Source organism: Rhodococcus sp. C3V, assembly GCF_029269915.1.
In the GTDB taxonomy this organism is placed as follows: domain Bacteria; phylum Actinomycetota; class Actinomycetes; order Mycobacteriales; family Mycobacteriaceae; genus Rhodococcus_F; species Rhodococcus_F qingshengii.
In genome coordinates, this window is sequence record NZ_JARJBE010000017.1 from 37,454 (window position 1) to 51,862 (window position 14,409).

Annotated in this window: 12 protein-coding genes; 6 read left to right on the plus strand and 6 right to left on the minus strand. The window is 62.4% G+C overall.

Annotation, left to right across the window (positions count from 1 at the left end):
- The first annotated feature begins 25 nt into the window (after positions 1-25).
- Positions 26-820 carry an LLM class F420-dependent oxidoreductase gene (locus P3G66_RS28880; RefSeq protein ID WP_276117465.1) on the plus strand — a complete coding sequence of 265 codons (795 nt, stop codon included), beginning with the start codon at positions 26-28 and terminating at the stop codon, positions 818-820.
- Here P3G66_RS28880 and P3G66_RS28885 read toward each other — a convergent pair.
- Genes P3G66_RS28885 through P3G66_RS28895 form a run of 3 tightly spaced genes read right to left on the minus strand, consistent with a single transcriptional unit; the run spans position 742 to position 5,059 of the window.
- A complete protein-coding gene (locus tag P3G66_RS28885) occupies positions 742-1,971 on the minus strand; it encodes a CoA transferase (RefSeq protein WP_276117466.1) in 1,230 nt (409 codons plus the stop codon). The two genes, P3G66_RS28880 and P3G66_RS28885, sit on opposite strands and share 79 nt — an antisense overlap.
- Positions 1,968-3,683, minus strand: coding sequence for an acyl-CoA dehydrogenase family protein (locus tag P3G66_RS28890; RefSeq protein ID WP_276117467.1), 1,716 nt, complete (start codon positions 3,681-3,683; stop codon positions 1,968-1,970). The genes P3G66_RS28885 and P3G66_RS28890 overlap by 4 nt, the downstream gene beginning before the upstream one ends.
- A complete protein-coding gene (locus tag P3G66_RS28895) occupies positions 3,683-5,059 on the minus strand; it encodes an MFS transporter (RefSeq protein ID WP_003946054.1) in 1,377 nt (458 codons plus the stop codon). The genes P3G66_RS28890 and P3G66_RS28895 overlap by 1 nt, the downstream gene beginning before the upstream one ends.
- Before the next feature lie 146 nt (positions 5,060-5,205).
- Between P3G66_RS28895 and P3G66_RS28900 the strand changes: the two genes are divergently transcribed.
- Positions 5,206-6,084, plus strand: a complete 879-nt coding sequence (locus tag P3G66_RS28900; protein WP_003946037.1) for a LysR family transcriptional regulator — start codon at positions 5,206-5,208, stop codon at positions 6,082-6,084.
- On the opposite strand, the gene P3G66_RS28905 is transcribed toward P3G66_RS28900, so the two are convergent.
- Genes P3G66_RS28905 through P3G66_RS28915 form a run of 3 tightly spaced genes read right to left on the minus strand, consistent with a single transcriptional unit; the run spans position 6,081 to position 9,960 of the window.
- Positions 6,081-7,772 carry an acyl-CoA dehydrogenase family protein gene (locus tag P3G66_RS28905; RefSeq protein ID WP_276117468.1) on the minus strand — a complete coding sequence of 564 codons (1,692 nt, stop codon included), beginning with the start codon at positions 7,770-7,772 and terminating at the stop codon, positions 6,081-6,083. The two genes, P3G66_RS28900 and P3G66_RS28905, sit on opposite strands and share 4 nt — an antisense overlap.
- Positions 7,773-7,782: 10 nt before the next feature.
- Complete coding sequence (locus P3G66_RS28910; RefSeq protein WP_003946039.1) at positions 7,783-9,288, minus strand: long-chain-fatty-acid--CoA ligase; 1,506 nt, start codon at positions 9,286-9,288, stop codon at positions 7,783-7,785.
- A gap of 36 nt (positions 9,289-9,324) precedes the next feature.
- Positions 9,325-9,960: a TetR/AcrR family transcriptional regulator C-terminal domain-containing protein gene (locus P3G66_RS28915; protein ID WP_030537647.1), complete on the minus strand. Its 636-nt coding sequence runs from the start codon at positions 9,958-9,960 to the stop codon at positions 9,325-9,327.
- A 176-nt stretch (positions 9,961-10,136) separates the two neighbouring features.
- On the opposite strand from P3G66_RS28915, the gene P3G66_RS28920 reads away from it, so the two are divergent.
- The 4 genes from P3G66_RS28920 (at position 10,137) to P3G66_RS28935 (ending at position 14,318) form a co-directional block, all read left to right on the plus strand.
- A complete protein-coding gene (locus tag P3G66_RS28920) occupies positions 10,137-11,117 on the plus strand; it encodes a helix-turn-helix domain-containing protein (RefSeq protein ID WP_161120450.1) in 981 nt (326 codons plus the stop codon).
- A gap of 204 nt (positions 11,118-11,321) precedes the next feature.
- Positions 11,322-12,383 carry a phenylacetaldoxime dehydratase family protein gene (locus P3G66_RS28925; RefSeq protein ID WP_054825622.1) on the plus strand — a complete coding sequence of 354 codons (1,062 nt, stop codon included), beginning with the start codon at positions 11,322-11,324 and terminating at the stop codon, positions 12,381-12,383.
- 115 nt (positions 12,384-12,498) lie between these two features.
- Complete coding sequence (locus tag P3G66_RS28930; protein ID WP_054825621.1) at positions 12,499-12,867, plus strand: winged helix-turn-helix domain-containing protein; 369 nt, start codon at positions 12,499-12,501, stop codon at positions 12,865-12,867.
- 44 nt (positions 12,868-12,911) lie between these two features.
- Positions 12,912-14,318 (plus strand): substrate-binding protein, encoded by a 1,407-nt coding sequence (locus tag P3G66_RS28935; protein WP_276117469.1) that lies wholly within the window; start codon positions 12,912-12,914, stop codon positions 14,316-14,318.
- Positions 14,319-14,409 lie beyond the last annotated feature (91 nt).

Consider the following 14,409-nt stretch of genomic DNA (forward strand, 5'->3'; position numbering starts at 1 on the left):
CCATTCCTCTCGTCAGGAGCGTGGCATGACTCGTCCGGTACGCATCGGTGTTCAACTCCAACCCCAGCACGCACCCGATTACGGGTTGATACGCGACGCCGTCTTGCGGTCCGAGGACGCCGGGGTGGACATCGTCTTCAACTGGGACCACTTCTACCCGTTGACCGGCGATCCCGACGGCGCACACTTCGAATGCTGGACCATGCTCGGCGCCTGGGCCGAGCAGACCGAACGCGTCGAGATCGGCGCCCTGGTCACCGGTGGTGGCTACCGCAATCCGGATCTACTCGCCGACATGGCGCGAACCGTCGACCACATCAGCGGCGGGCGCCTGATCCTCGGTATCGGTGCCGGCTGGTTCGAGAAGGACTACGACCAGTTCGGATACGACTTCGGCACTCCCGGTTCACGGCTGAAACTGCTTGGCGAATACCTCCCCCGCATCACGGGCCGCCTGGCGAAGGGCAACCCGCCGCCGACGCGCAACATCCCGGTCCTCATCGGCGGTGGCGGCGAGAAGAAGACCCTGCGCCTGGTCGCCGAGTACGCCGACGTCTGGCACAGCTTCGGCGACCGTGAGACACACCTGCGCAAGTCAGACATCCTCTCCGACCATTGCGCCGACGTGGGCCGGAACCCGCTGGAAGTAGAGCACTCGGTTCCGTGGCCTGGGCTCGAAAATGCTGCTGAACTGGTCGCCGACGGTGTCTCGCTCTTCACCGTCGGCGTCAGCGGACCGGACTACGACCTCACGACGCTTGCCGAGGCCATCGCTTGGCGCGACGACAACACACCACCTGCGTTGAGCGGGCTGGCCTGAGCGGTACCAAGGACTTCGTCGTTGTCGGCGCCGAGAACTGGCGGCGCCGACGTCAGACGTGGCCTCTGGCCGGAGAAGTTGACCGGAAAGGCCACTTGCTTCAACGGTCCGAGCGTCGGATGGTCGACGGTTCCGACCATTCCGAGCGCGGCGGTGTGGGGATCGGAGTAGATCTCGTCGAGATGCCTGATCGGTGAGACCGGTACGGCGCGTTGGGCGAGAAGAGCGCACCAGTGTTCGACGGTCTCCGATGCGAAGGCGCTGGTGAGTTCTCGTTCCAGACTCTCGCGGTTCTCCACTCTGTCGCGGTTGTGGGCAAAACGCGGATCGGTGACCAGTTCACTCCTTCCGATGGCCTCGCACAGCGACTCCCACATCGCGTCGTTGCCGACAGCGACGACGAAGTACCCGTCGCTGGCAGGAAATGCTTGATACGGAGCAAGATTCGGATGACCGGAGCCCAACGCAGTCGGGCGCTCACCGGTGGCGAAGTAACTGGTCGCCCAGTTCACGTGCATCGCGAGTTGGCACTCGTACAGCGACGTGGTCACGTACTGTCCGCGCCCGGTCCGGCCTCGCTCGACCAATGCAGCCAGGACACCGATCAGTCCGAAAAGCGCTGCGCCCAAGTCTCCCAACGCAAACCCGGATTTCATCGGAGCACCACCCGGTTCACCGGTGAGCGACATGAGCCCACCCGCGGCCTGCGCGATCATGTCGTACCCCGGCTCGTCGCGCAGCGGTCCTTCTTCACCGAAGGCAGAGATGTGCAGGGTGATCAGATGCGGGTATCGCTCGGACAGTGCCTGGTAGTCGAAGATCTTCTGTAATCCGCTCCCCGGCTTGAAGTTCTCGACGACCACATCGGTCTCTTCGAGCATACGGTGAATGATCTCCTGCCCTTCGGTGGACTTGAGGTCGATCGTCACCGACTTCTTGCCGCGGTTGATCGCGAGATAGTAGGCGGCATCGACCCCGACGAAGGGAGGTCCCCATGAACGCGTGGGGTCGCCGCCTTCAGGGTGTTCGATCTTGGTGACGTCGGCTCCGAGATCGGCAAGCGACATGGTTGCGTACGGCCCGGCAAGGATCTTCGACAGATCCAGAACACGGACGCCGGCGAGGGGTGTGGGGCCTGTTGGAGAATTCACCGCTGAACCCCTGCTACGGAGAGGAACTCGGCTACGACGTCACGTGCATCATCCAGCTCGACGTCACCGCCGTCGGTGATCACGTCGAGATTGCCGAGTGCAGCCGACGGCACCTTCCCCGCAAGACCGGCCAGGTAGGAATTCGCCACCAGCAGCGACCGGTACCCATTACCGTGTCGGATGCCGTGATCCGCAAGATCGAAAAGCAGGGTCGCCATGACGGCACGAGCGAGCTCGTCGGCATACTTTGCACTGGCGGCCTGGGCGGCATCGTCAGATCCGGAGATCAGACGATCTCCTTCCTCTACCAGTTCCTCCCAGCGCCGCAACAGAACTCCGGACCCGGCTTCGCAATCCGGTCCGACGGTGGATAAGATGTCCGTCATAGCTCCCGCGACCGTGCGGTGCGAGTTGAACTTGCGTAGGCACCGAAGTACGTCCAGCGCAATGACATTGCTCGAGCCCTCCCAGATCGAGCCCAAGTGGGCATCCCGCACTAGGCGCGCGTTGGCCCATTCCTCGATGTAGCCGTTTCCTCCGCGCACCTCCATGGCCTCGCCGGTGACCACCCGCGCGCGTTTGCAGACAAAGTGTTTGGCGATCGGTGTCAGTACTCTGATCAGTGCGCGCGCCTGTTCGTCGCCGCCGTCTGCTGCCTGAAGACACTGTGCGCTGTACGCGACCAGGGCCAGCGAAGCCTCGGCATCGAGTGCAAGGGGAAGAAGTGTCGCCCGCATCAGCGGCTGGTCGAAGAGCCTCTTACCGAACACGACTCGGCTCTTCGAATGTTCGACGGCTTCACGAACTGCTCGGCGCATGAGAGCGCTCGAACGCATCGCATTGGAGAGGCGAGACGTGTTGACCATTTCAGCCATCTGGCGGAACCCTCGATCGAGTTCACCGACCTGGAGTGCGTGCGCCCGGTTCAGCGTCACCTCGCCGCTCGGCATTGAACGCGTACCCAGCTTGTCCTTGAGACGATCGATCGTGAGGTTGTTGCGCTCGCCGGATCCCAAGGTCTTGGGCACCATGAACATTCCGACTCCACGCGTCGAACCATCCTGTCCGCCCGGGAATCTTGCGAGGGTGATGATCACATCGGCATCCGGGTTGGAGGCGAACCACTTCTTGCCCGTCAGAACCCATCCGTCACCGTCGCGCTCGGCTCGTGTTTCGGTGCAGGCGATGTCGGTGCCTGCCTGAATCTCGGTCATGAACATCGCACCCGTCTTCGCCTGCTCGGGGTCCGTCGACGTCAACGCGTCGATCCAGGGCGAGAACACGGCCGGATCACCGAACATACGCAGGGTCCGCGCAGCAGCATCTGTCATCGACACCGGGCAGGCCAGCCCGAACTCGGCCTGCACGAAGATGTACGACGCGAGGTACTTCGCGAGTGGCGGATGCACGGAGTCCCATCCGTGCAACCCTTTTCGGTGCGACATGGCGGACAGGCCGTACTCGTTGTACGCCGCCCGGCACAGTTCCAAGTAGGCCGGGTGATAGGAAATCCGGTCGACGCGGTCACCGGCCTTGTCGAATTGCTGCAGCACCGGCGGGTTCTTGTCCGCGATGTCGGCAAGCTCGGACAAACGGCCGGCTGCATCTCGGCCCAGCCGGTCGAGCAATCCGTTCAACGTCTCTCGGTCCGCCTTCGCGGTCCATCTGTCCACTACCGCTGTCAGAGCGGGGTCGGTGTGTGCAAAGTTCATCAGTGGTCAACGCCTTTCAGGGTGGAAGCATCGGTCATGTTCGAGGAGCTCGTCGACTCCAGCCCGGGCGCTTGCGCATGCAGCGCACTCCTGCGCAACAAAGCAGTCATACAGACAAGGGAGAGAACGACATACACGAGCCCTAGAGCTACGACCGGCCAGATCGAGTTGGTTCGCGTCAGCAGATACTGGCTGACCATCGGGGCCGTTCCGGCAAATACGGCGGTCGACAATTGGTACGACAGAGAGATGCCGGTATACCGAACATTGGTGGGGAAAACCTGTGCCAGGATGCCGGCCAACGCGGCGTAATACATTGCGTGAGGCGCCGTCGCGAGGACCATCCCCAGAATCGCCAAGGGCACGGAGCCCGTCTGAACCAGCACGAACATCAGTGGTAGGAGCACGATTTCCGGAAGCAGCATCCAACGGACCGCTTTCGACGGATCGATCCGCGTGGCCAGCACAGCACCGAAAGGCTGTACGAGCGCCTGGGCTACCAGTGCCACGGTGATCACGAGGAGGAAGTCACTACGCTCGAAGCCGAGATCCGTTGTCGCCCAAGAGAGCGCAAAGGTTGTCTTGACGTACGTGATGGCAACACCGGCAACCACAGCGCCGACGCCGAGAGCAAGTTCGACGGGATGCGAACGCAACACTTCGACCAGCGGCATCCGTGTACGTTCCTGTGCCGCAACAGCCTTCTTCATCTCAGGTGTCTCGGAGATGTGCAACCTGATGTAGAGAGCGACGATCACCAAAGCTGCGGATCCGAGGAACGGCAGACGCCAACCCCACGACTCGAACACGGAATCCGACATCAACGTCAGGCCGAGGAAGGCCAGCGTCGCGAGCAGGTTGCCGACCGGTGAACCCTGCTGCGCAAACGCGCCGTAGAGCACCTTCTTCTTCGGGGGAGCGAATTCGGTGGCGATCAACACGGCACCGCCCCATTCGCCGCCCATGGCAATGCCCTGGAGAACACGCAGTGCCACAAGCAGTATCGGTGCCCAGATCCCGATCTGGGAGTACGTAGGGAGGAGGCCGACACCGACAGTTCCCAACCCCATGAGCGCGAGGGTGATGATCACGGCGTTCTTGCGACCGAACTTGTCTCCGAAATGACCGAACACCACTCCGCCGACCGGACGAGCCACGAATCCCACGGCAAAAGTCGCGAAGGCTGCGAGTGTCCCCACCGCCGGCGACGCATCCGGGAAGAACAGCGGGCCGAGCACCAAGGCGGATGCGGTTCCGTAGATGTAGAAGTCGAACCATTCGATGGTCGTTCCGACGAACGCCGTGATTCCGGCCTTGCGTGCCTGTTTGGTGTTGTATTCAGGCGGATTGGTGTCTTGACCTGGGTTTTGATCCACGGTTCTCCCTGATTCTCGCGTCGGGCATCACCAAGGGATGCAATGTGAGGCGTGAATCACTATCGTCCGAAATCCATGTAGAGTCCAAGACTTAGTTCGACTCATTTATGTGGGAGAACCACATAATGAAGACCGGGAGGAGCGACATGGAATTGCGTCAGCTGCGCGCGTTTCTCGCAGTCGCCGACGAACTTCATTTCGGCCGGGCCGCCGAGCGACTCCACATCGGGCAGTCCCCGCTCAGCCAGACCATTCGGGCGCTCGAGCGCGAACTCGGCACCGACCTGTTCGTCCGGACCACCAGATCAGTGCAACTGACCGCAGCCGGCGAAGCCTTGGTCACGCCCGCACGAATCATCGAAGCGCAGATCGCCGTGGTACGAGAAATCGCATCGGCCGCGTCGACTGGCGAGACGGGCCGTGTCACAGTGGGTTTCGGCGGAACAGGCGGCTACACCGTCCTATCGGCCCTCACACGGTCCTTGGCCGACTCCCATCCGGGAATCGAACTGGAACTACGGCCGCAGATGTACTCGGGTGAGGTGCTCGACGCTCTCCGACGCGGAGCACTGGACATGGGCATAGTCGGCCTGCCCATTCCGCGCGGATTCGAGACACACACGGTGCGGGAGGAAACCTTGATGGTCGCGGTTCCTGCGAGGCATCACCTCGGTGCGCATGACTCGGTGTCACCGGAAGACCTGGCAACCGAGCGATTCGTGATGTATCCCGCCGAGCACGGCTCGGTGGTGCGCGATGCGACGTTGTCCGTTTGCGCCACAGCAGGTTTCACGCCCACCGTCGCGCACGAAGCCCCCGATCCGTACAGCCTGTTGGCCATGGTCGGAGCGGGGGTCGGGATTGCCGTCGTCGTGGAGTCGACGGCGCATCTGTCCATGGACGGGGTCGTGTACCTGCCGATCGCCGGGGCCACGCCCACGCTGAAAATCGCGATGGCATGGCGACCCAACAATCCGACGCCGGCAGTACACACCGTCACCAGGGTACTGAGGGAGCAGCCTTAGGCTCTCGCGAGAATTCCCGCGAAATCTGTTCCCACAGGCAGAGTTCCGTACTCGTGACCACGGTCGGCGCCGAGGCGAGCGGCAATGAACGCATCGGACGAAGCGGCCGGGGAGTGGCGCACCATGAGCGAAGCCTGCAGCGCCAACGCCATTGCCTCGACGACGGTCCGAGCGCGGAACTGGGCGTCGGCAGGTGCCATCGTGGCGAGCTCACCGAGTTGGCGTCGTACCCGATCGAGGTGCTGATCGAGGACCGGGTTGTTGCCGCGGGCGAGGTTGATCTCGTGGTCGAAGGCGGCAACGGAGTCGGGTTCACGGGTCATCGCGCGCAGGACGTCGAGCGCGATGACGTTGCCCGACCCCTCCCACACGGCCATGACGGGCTGCTCACGGTAGCGACGGGCAAGCGGGAAGTCCTCGGTGTAACCATTGCCGCCCAGGCACTCGAGGGCTTCGTAGGAGTGGTGCGGGCCGCGCTTGCAGATCCAGTACTTCGCAACAGCCGTCGCGAGTCGGCGGAACGCCTTTTCCTGCTCATTCGCGTCCTCGTCCTGCGCACGGGCCAATCGCAGTGCGGTGATGGTCGCGGCTTCGGATTCGAGAGCCAGATCGGCAAGCACCGAGGTCATCGCCGGCTGATCTGCCAGGACGGCACCGAAAGCGCTGCGGTGCCGTGCATGCCACACCGCTTCGGCGACCGACTGACGCATACCTGCCGTGCTGCCGAGGATGCAGTCGAGTCGCGTCTGGGACACCATTTCGATGATGGTCCGCACGCCACGACCCGGTTCGCCGATCATGGTGCCGACGGTGCCGTCGAGTTCGATCTCGGACGACGCGTTGGACTTGTTGCCCAGCTTGTTCTTCAGACGCTGGATACGGAAGACGTTGCGTGTGCCGTCGGGCAGGATGCGGGGGAGAAGGAAGCAGGAAAGTCCCTCGCCGGCAGCACCTTCGGCCTGAGCAAGAACCAGGAAGGCGTCGGACATCGGCGCGGAGCAGAACCACTTGTGTCCGGTGAGGAGGTAGTCCGCACCCGGGCCGCCACGTCCGGCCGGCTTGGCGATGGTCGTGTTGGCTCGCACGTCGGAGCCACCCTGCTTTTCCGTCATCGACATTCCGAAGATCGCGGATGCCTTTCCGGGAGCATCCAACTCGGGGGTGTAACTCCGAGAAAGGGCACGCGGGGTCCAGATGGCGGCTACATCGGGTTGCAGCTCGAGCGAGGGGATCACAGCGTGCGTCATGGAGATCGGGCACGCGTGGCCCGGTTCGACCTGGGAGAAGAGCATGAATGCCGCGGCCCGAGCCACGTTGGCACCCGGCTTGGGGTCAGCCCAGGCAGAGGTGTGAGCACCGTGCGCAACGGCGGCAGAGATGATCCGGTGATACGACGGATGGTATTCGACCTCGTCGATGCGGTTTCCCCAGCGATCGAAGGTCTTCAATTCGGGGATCACCGTGTTGGCCAGCTCGGCGTCGTGCTGGAACCCGGCACTGCCGACCAGTTCACCGATATCGGTGAGTTCACTGGTGGCCCAATCGGCGTCGTGACGCGCGACGCCTTCGACCAGGACCGTATCGAGCACGAACTCGTTGACGTCCGTGCGCGGTACCGACTGGTTGAGCACTGCATGGGTGCGATGCGGAGCCGGGTGGGTGACGGTCTTCTCGGAAATATCAGTCATGACAGGCCTTTCAGCTCGCTGCGCGGATGAGGTGCTTCTGGATCTTGCCGGTCGGTGTACGCGGAAGAATCGTCGCGAACACCACTTCACGCGGAATCTTGTAGCGCGCCAACTTGTCCGAGAGATAGTCCTTGATGTCGTCGGCGCTGATGACATCCGGTTCACGCCAGACGACGTGCGCGACGACGGTCTCGCCCCATTCTTCGTTGGGTTTTCCGACAACGGCGACGTCGACGACGTCCGGGTGGCCGGAGATCACGTCCTCGACCTCCTTGGAGTAGACGTTCTCGCCGCCCGTGATGATCATGTCCTTCGCACGGTCGACGATGAAGAGGTAGCCGTCCGCATCCTTGCGCGCCAGATCGCCGGTGCGATACCAACCGCCGTCGGCAAATGCAGCCTTCGTGGCAGCGGGGTCGTCGAGGTACCCCTGCATGACGGTGTCGGCGCGCAGCCAGATCTCACCGATCTGATCGGGCTCCGCGTCGGTGCCGTCATCGGCAACCAGGCGCAGGTCGACGCCGGCCAGCGCGACGCGGCCGATCGAGCCCGCCTTGCTCAACTGCTCTTCGGGGTACAGCACGGTGCCCACTGGCCCGGTCTCGGTCATGCCGTAGACCTGCCGGAATTCGGTGGTGCCGTACGACTCCACCAGTCGCCGAGCGACATCCGCGCCGATCGGTCCCCCGCCGTACAACCACGCACGAACGCTTCCGAGGTTGTAGTCGGCAAAGTTCGGCACGAGGTTGAGTGCAGTGGTGTAGATGACCGGCGGGCCGAAGCAGAGGGTAATGCGTTGTTCCTGAACTGTTTCCAGGAATTTGACGGGATGGTACTCGCGCAGCAGCACGACGGTTCCGCCCATGTAGAGCGTGGACATGAACCAGTTGTTGAGCGGGGAAGCATGCCAGATCGGCACGGCCATGAGCAGTCGCTCGTCCCGAGTCGTCGACACGGCGAGGGCCGCGGTGACGGCAACACCGACGACGTTGCGGTGGCTGTGGACGCAGCCCTTGGGCGAGCCGGTAGTCCCCGAGGTGTAGAGGATTTCGGCCGGATCGTTCTCGTCGATGTCGATACCGCCGACGCCCTCCTGGCGGGTGATGGCGTCGTCGAAGAAGTCGAAACCGTCTGCGACAGAGTCCGTGCTGATCAGCTTGGCCGTTGTCTCCAGTCGACCGACAACCGGCGCCAACTCACCGTCGAAGACGCACACCGACACCTTCGCGTGCTCCAGCACGTAGGCAACTTCCGGAGTCTGCATCTTGTGATTGATGGGGACCACGACGGCGCCCAAGCGCCAGGCACCGAGCATCGCGTACACGAATCCCGGAGTGTTGTAACACATCAGCGCGACGCGGTCACCCGGCTGCACGCCCAGCGACTGCAAATAGCCCGCGGCACGTCGACTTCCCTCCTGAACCTGGGAGTACGTGTGATCGTGACCGTCGAATATCAGGAAGGGTTTATCCGGGGTCTTGGTGACGTTGCTGTCGAACACGCGAACGATATTCATCGAAGTCCTTGTCGGAGAATCACGCTCGAAGAGAGTTCATTCCATCGAGCTGTTGAGTACGGCGTCGGGTATCTGGAGGGTGGCGAAGATGACGGCAACCGCCTCCTCGAGGGAGTAGCCGAAGCTCTCGCCGGTGGCAGTCTTCTGGATGACGAGGCCGAAGATCGCAGACCAGAAGGCCTTGGACTCGACGTCGATGCCCGCGCGCAGCTGCCAGCCGGTGCGGATCAAGGTACGGAGGAGGGCGGTTTCACCCGAGGAATGCAGAGTGCGAAGCGTCTCGGAGATCAGATCGCGGAGTTCACCACGGCGACCCGTCATCATCATCGCTTCCACGAAGAGTTCGACACTGGGAGCGCCCGAGCCGAGGAGTGATCCGACCAGCTTCTCGGTGTAGTCGCCCACGGTGTCGGCGTCGGCGGCATCGACCTCGGCACGCTTGCCTGCGCGCAGAACGGCCGCGCACGCCACCTCGACGAAGAGCTTTTCTTTGGAGCCGTAGTAGTAGGTCACCTGGTTGGGATGGGCGCCGGCGGCCGTGCAGATCTGCGCGATGGAGACGCTGTCGCCGTGCTCGAGGAAGAGCTCGGTTGCGGCGTTGAACAGCGCCATGCGCGTCTGCTTGCCCGACTCACGCGTCGCGCGCGCTGCGGGAACTGCCTCGGTGGCCATCACGAACTCCTACTTGTTTGTACGACAAACAATAACTCGGCGTTGTTTGTATGGCAAACAATTTCTTCCCGACGCGATGACATGTCGACTTCTATCGACATGTCTGATGTGCGGGATTACTCTCTGAACATCGAGCACCCGAGAACTTCGGCTTTTCTGCGAGGAGGCGCCCTGCAATGCTCGCGCGATCCGGCTTCTCCCTGCCCACACGCACGACTCTCACGGGCGACTGGGCAGATTTGTTGCGTGAACATTTTGTCGCGCTCGACGTATCCGATATCGAAGACGGCGATCGATTCAGCGGGGCCGTCCACTCGGCCCAACTCGCACACGTTCGGGTATCCGCAGTTCAATCGATGGAACAACGAATAGTCCGTAGCAACAGCCTCATCAAAAGCGACGGCGCGGACTATCTGCAGATCGGGATGATCCGCCGCGGTAGCGCGGTCGTGCGCCAAGACGACCGCGAATGCGTCCTGCGACGTGGCGACTACGTCCTGTACGACACCACGCGCCCCTTCGATTGGCAGATCGAGGGACACGCACACGACGGCATCTGGGGCCTTGAGGTGTTCACCTGGCCACGGTCGTACCTGTCGCTCAGCGACGCGGAAGTCACGAGCCTGACCGCCATCGCCTTCGACGGACACGCGGGCCTGAGTGGCCTGCTCGGTCGCTTTCTTCACGATCTTGCCTCCGTCCGCATGACGTCCGACGCAAGCGGAGACGAGGAGGAAGTCGTCAACGAGATCGGCAACCTGGTCAAGTCCGTTCTTCACACAACTGCGCGACCGATCACCTCGCGGCGAACCAGCCTCTACGAATCCGCCCTGTCGGTCATAGACGCCCGCATCGCAGACCCGGCCCTGTCTCCGGTGGACATCGCGGGATCGGTCAAAGTCTCCATTCGCCAGTTGCACCGAGCCTTCGCCGAACACGGCACGACGGTGTCACGGTCGATTCGCAGCCGTCGACTCGACGGTTGCCGTCGTGAGATCGTGCAACGACACGGAGTAGAGCGGTCGCTGACTCAGATTTCTCACCGCTGGGGATTCACCGACCTGGCCGCCTTCAGTCGAGCCTTCAAGGCGGAATTCGGGATCAGCCCGCGGCGATACCGGTCGCAAGCAGCGGCCCCCACAAGTACTACCCGCTGATCTGTAACATCTTCGGACACTTACCCATTGAACATCGTGTTCAAAATTTTCTGTCGCCGAAGCGTATCCACAATTCTTGGCACGGTAGGCCAAGCATCGGGCGCTGACGGCCAAGTTTGCTCGGCTGAGCGGGCGTAGATTTTCGGCACGGCGTTGCCAAGTGCCAGGCACCCGATTCGACCACCTACATCACAGGGAGCACTCATGGAATCTGCAATCGGCGAACACCTTCAATGCCCGCGCACTCTGACCAGGCGGGTTCCGGATACCTATACGCCACCGTTTCCCATGTGGGTCGGGCGCGCAGACGACACATTGCACCAAGTCGTGATGGGCTATCTCGGCGTGCAGTTCCGCGGCGAGGATCAGCGCCCGGCAGCACTGCAGGCGATGCGGGATATCGTCGCCGGCTTCGACTTGCCGGACGGACCGGCACACCACGATCTCACCCATCACATCGACAACCAGGGCTACGAGAACCTGATCGTGGTCGGTTACTGGAAAGATGTTTCTTCCCAACATCGTTGGAGCACATCACCTCCAGTGTCCTCCTGGTGGGAGTCCGAAGACCGCCTGTCGGACGGATTGGGGTTCTTCCGCGAGATCGTGGCACCGAGAGCCGAACAATTCGAAACGCTCTACGCGTTCCAAGACGACCTCCCCGGGGTGGGAGCTGTCATGGACGGTGTCAGCGGCGAAATCAACGAGCACGGCTACTGGGGTTCGATGCGCGAGCGGTTTCCGATCTCCCAAACCGACTGGATGCAGGCCTCGGGCGAACTGCGGGTCGTCGCCGGTGACCCCGCCGTAGGTGGACGCGTAGTAGTGCGGGGACACGACAACATCGCACTGATCAGGTCCGGGCAGGACTGGGCCGACGCGGAAGCAGACGAGCGCAGCCTCTACCTGGACGAAATCCTGCCCACTCTTCAATCGGGCATGGACTTCCTCCGCGACAACGGCCCGGCCGTCGGGTGCTACAGCAACCGATTCGTACGCAATATCGACATCGACGGAAACTTCCTCGACTTGAGCTACAACATCGGCCACTGGGCCTCCCTCGACCAACTCGAACGGTGGTCGGAATCCCACCCGACCCATCTACGGATCTTCACGACGTTCTTCCGGGTGGCCGAGGGCCTGTCGAAATTGCGTCTCTACCATGAGGTCTCGGTATTCGATGCCGCCGATCAGCTCTACGAGTACATCAATTGCCATCCCGGGACCGGAATGCTGCGCGACGCGGTGATCACCGCCGAGCACTGACCGAAGTCACCGGCAATCTTCGGCCACATTCTTTCCCTCGGAGGCAACTCGAGATATGTTGACGGGTGTCGACATATCTCAGTAGAGACCATCGAGGAAGCGCGGACAGCAGACAGTGACTACTCAACGAAACGAAGAGTTGGCGTTTGCTGTGCTGGCCGACCAAGTGCGTCGACAGATTCTCGACACGCTGGCTACCCACGGCGAGTGCAACGCGGGCTTCATCAGCGATCAAATTTCGACGGTCGGTCGCACCACGGTATCCACACATCTCAAGGCGCTGCGGTTGTCCGGCGTGATCGTCGAACGGCGTCAAGGACGTCATCGCCTGTTCTCGATAGATCCATCGGGGCCCGCCAACGATGCACTCCAGTTCCTGCGCGACGTCCTCGGGCGAGCGCTGGAAGCAGGTTCGAACGCCTCCGAGTTGCCGACCACTGCGACTGAGGATTCAGACGTCGCATCGGTGAGTCGCCGAGCGTGATGCCCTGTTGAGCCCCAGCACCTATTTCAGGCAGGAAGTAGAACGTGCCAGGTCTCTCCGTAACGGCACAGATCGTGACGACCGACCCACCAGGGTCAGCCTTCGAGCGCCTCGAAACGGGGCAACTGCTCGAACTCGAATGTGAGCAACTGACGGTCGGGGCCGCTGCCGCCATCTCCCTTCCCGTCGGCGACGGCGCACGCGCAGATCCAGTCGGAATGCCGATCACGCTGTTGGGATACGTCGCCGGCGTGAAGCGGGGCCGATCGGTCGTGATCGTGCACCACCAACCGTGGCGCGGCCGCCTGACGATCCGGTTCTTTCCCGACGGCGCCGGGACCCGGATCGTTCTCGAGTCCAGCCTCGATCAGGACGGCATTTCCTGGCTTGCCAACAAGCGCGGATTCGCTCCACCCGAACCTCCGCGTTCCGACCGACATCGGATCGGGCTGCTGGTCAGCAAATCCGGCCCGGCAGCTGTATTCGCCCAGGCGACAGAAACACTCGCATCCCTGGCCGTGGAAGAAATCAATGCCGACGGCGGCATCGGCGGCGTTCTCGTCGACTTGGTGACAGGCGATGACGCTTCCGACCCGGCGGCCGGAGCGGCGACCGCACTGCGATTGGTGAAAAGCGGATGTCGCGCCGTTTTCGCGTGCGTGACATCGTCGACCTTCAATGCCGCTGCATCTGCATTGCAGAACACCGGTGTGCTGTTGGTGCACACAGTTCTCAACGAGGGAGGTCGATCGCGTCCGGGAGTCCTTCGATTGGGTGAGCGCCCACTCGACCAGACGCGAGCCGGTATACCCGCAATGATGTCCGAGACCGGTTCTCGCACTTGGTTCCTGGTCGGCCAGCAGTATTCGTGGTCGTTCGGAGCGCATTGGGCGGCCCGGCGTGTGATCGCCGAATCCACAGGTTCGGTGGCCGGCGAAGTCTACGTACCGTTGGGGACAACCGACTTCTCACGCATCATCGAGTCGATAGCCGACTCCGGGGCCGAACTGATTCTTTCCACCCTGGTGGGCCATGACGAGGTCTTCTTCGAACGACAATGCGCCCAGCACGGACTGCGGGCCACCACGCGGACGTTTGCATTGGTCCTCGACGAGGCCACTCAGCAGCTCATCGGCAATTCCGATGCCGACGGAGTCTGGGCGGCATTCGGCTACTTTCAATACGCAGCCGGCGATCACGACCTCGAAAAGCGATACAGCGCGAGCTCGAACGAACTCCTGCCTCCGCTCAGTTCCCTGTCGGAGACAACGTACGAAGCGATCGTCGCTTACGCACGCGCCGTCGAACGAACGTCGGCAGGCGATCCGGAAACAGTACTTCGGCAGCTTGTCACGACATCGAAAAGCTCTACGAACAACGGTGTTCCACTGCATCGACCGATTCTGCTCGCTGAATCACGCCGTGGGCGCCTGTACCCCCGCTCTCTCTGAGCGCGCGTAACCCGAACTTAACGAGTCAATATGTCGATACCTATTGACGCAATTATGGATCCGGCCCTAGTCTGAAAGACAAGTGAAGCCG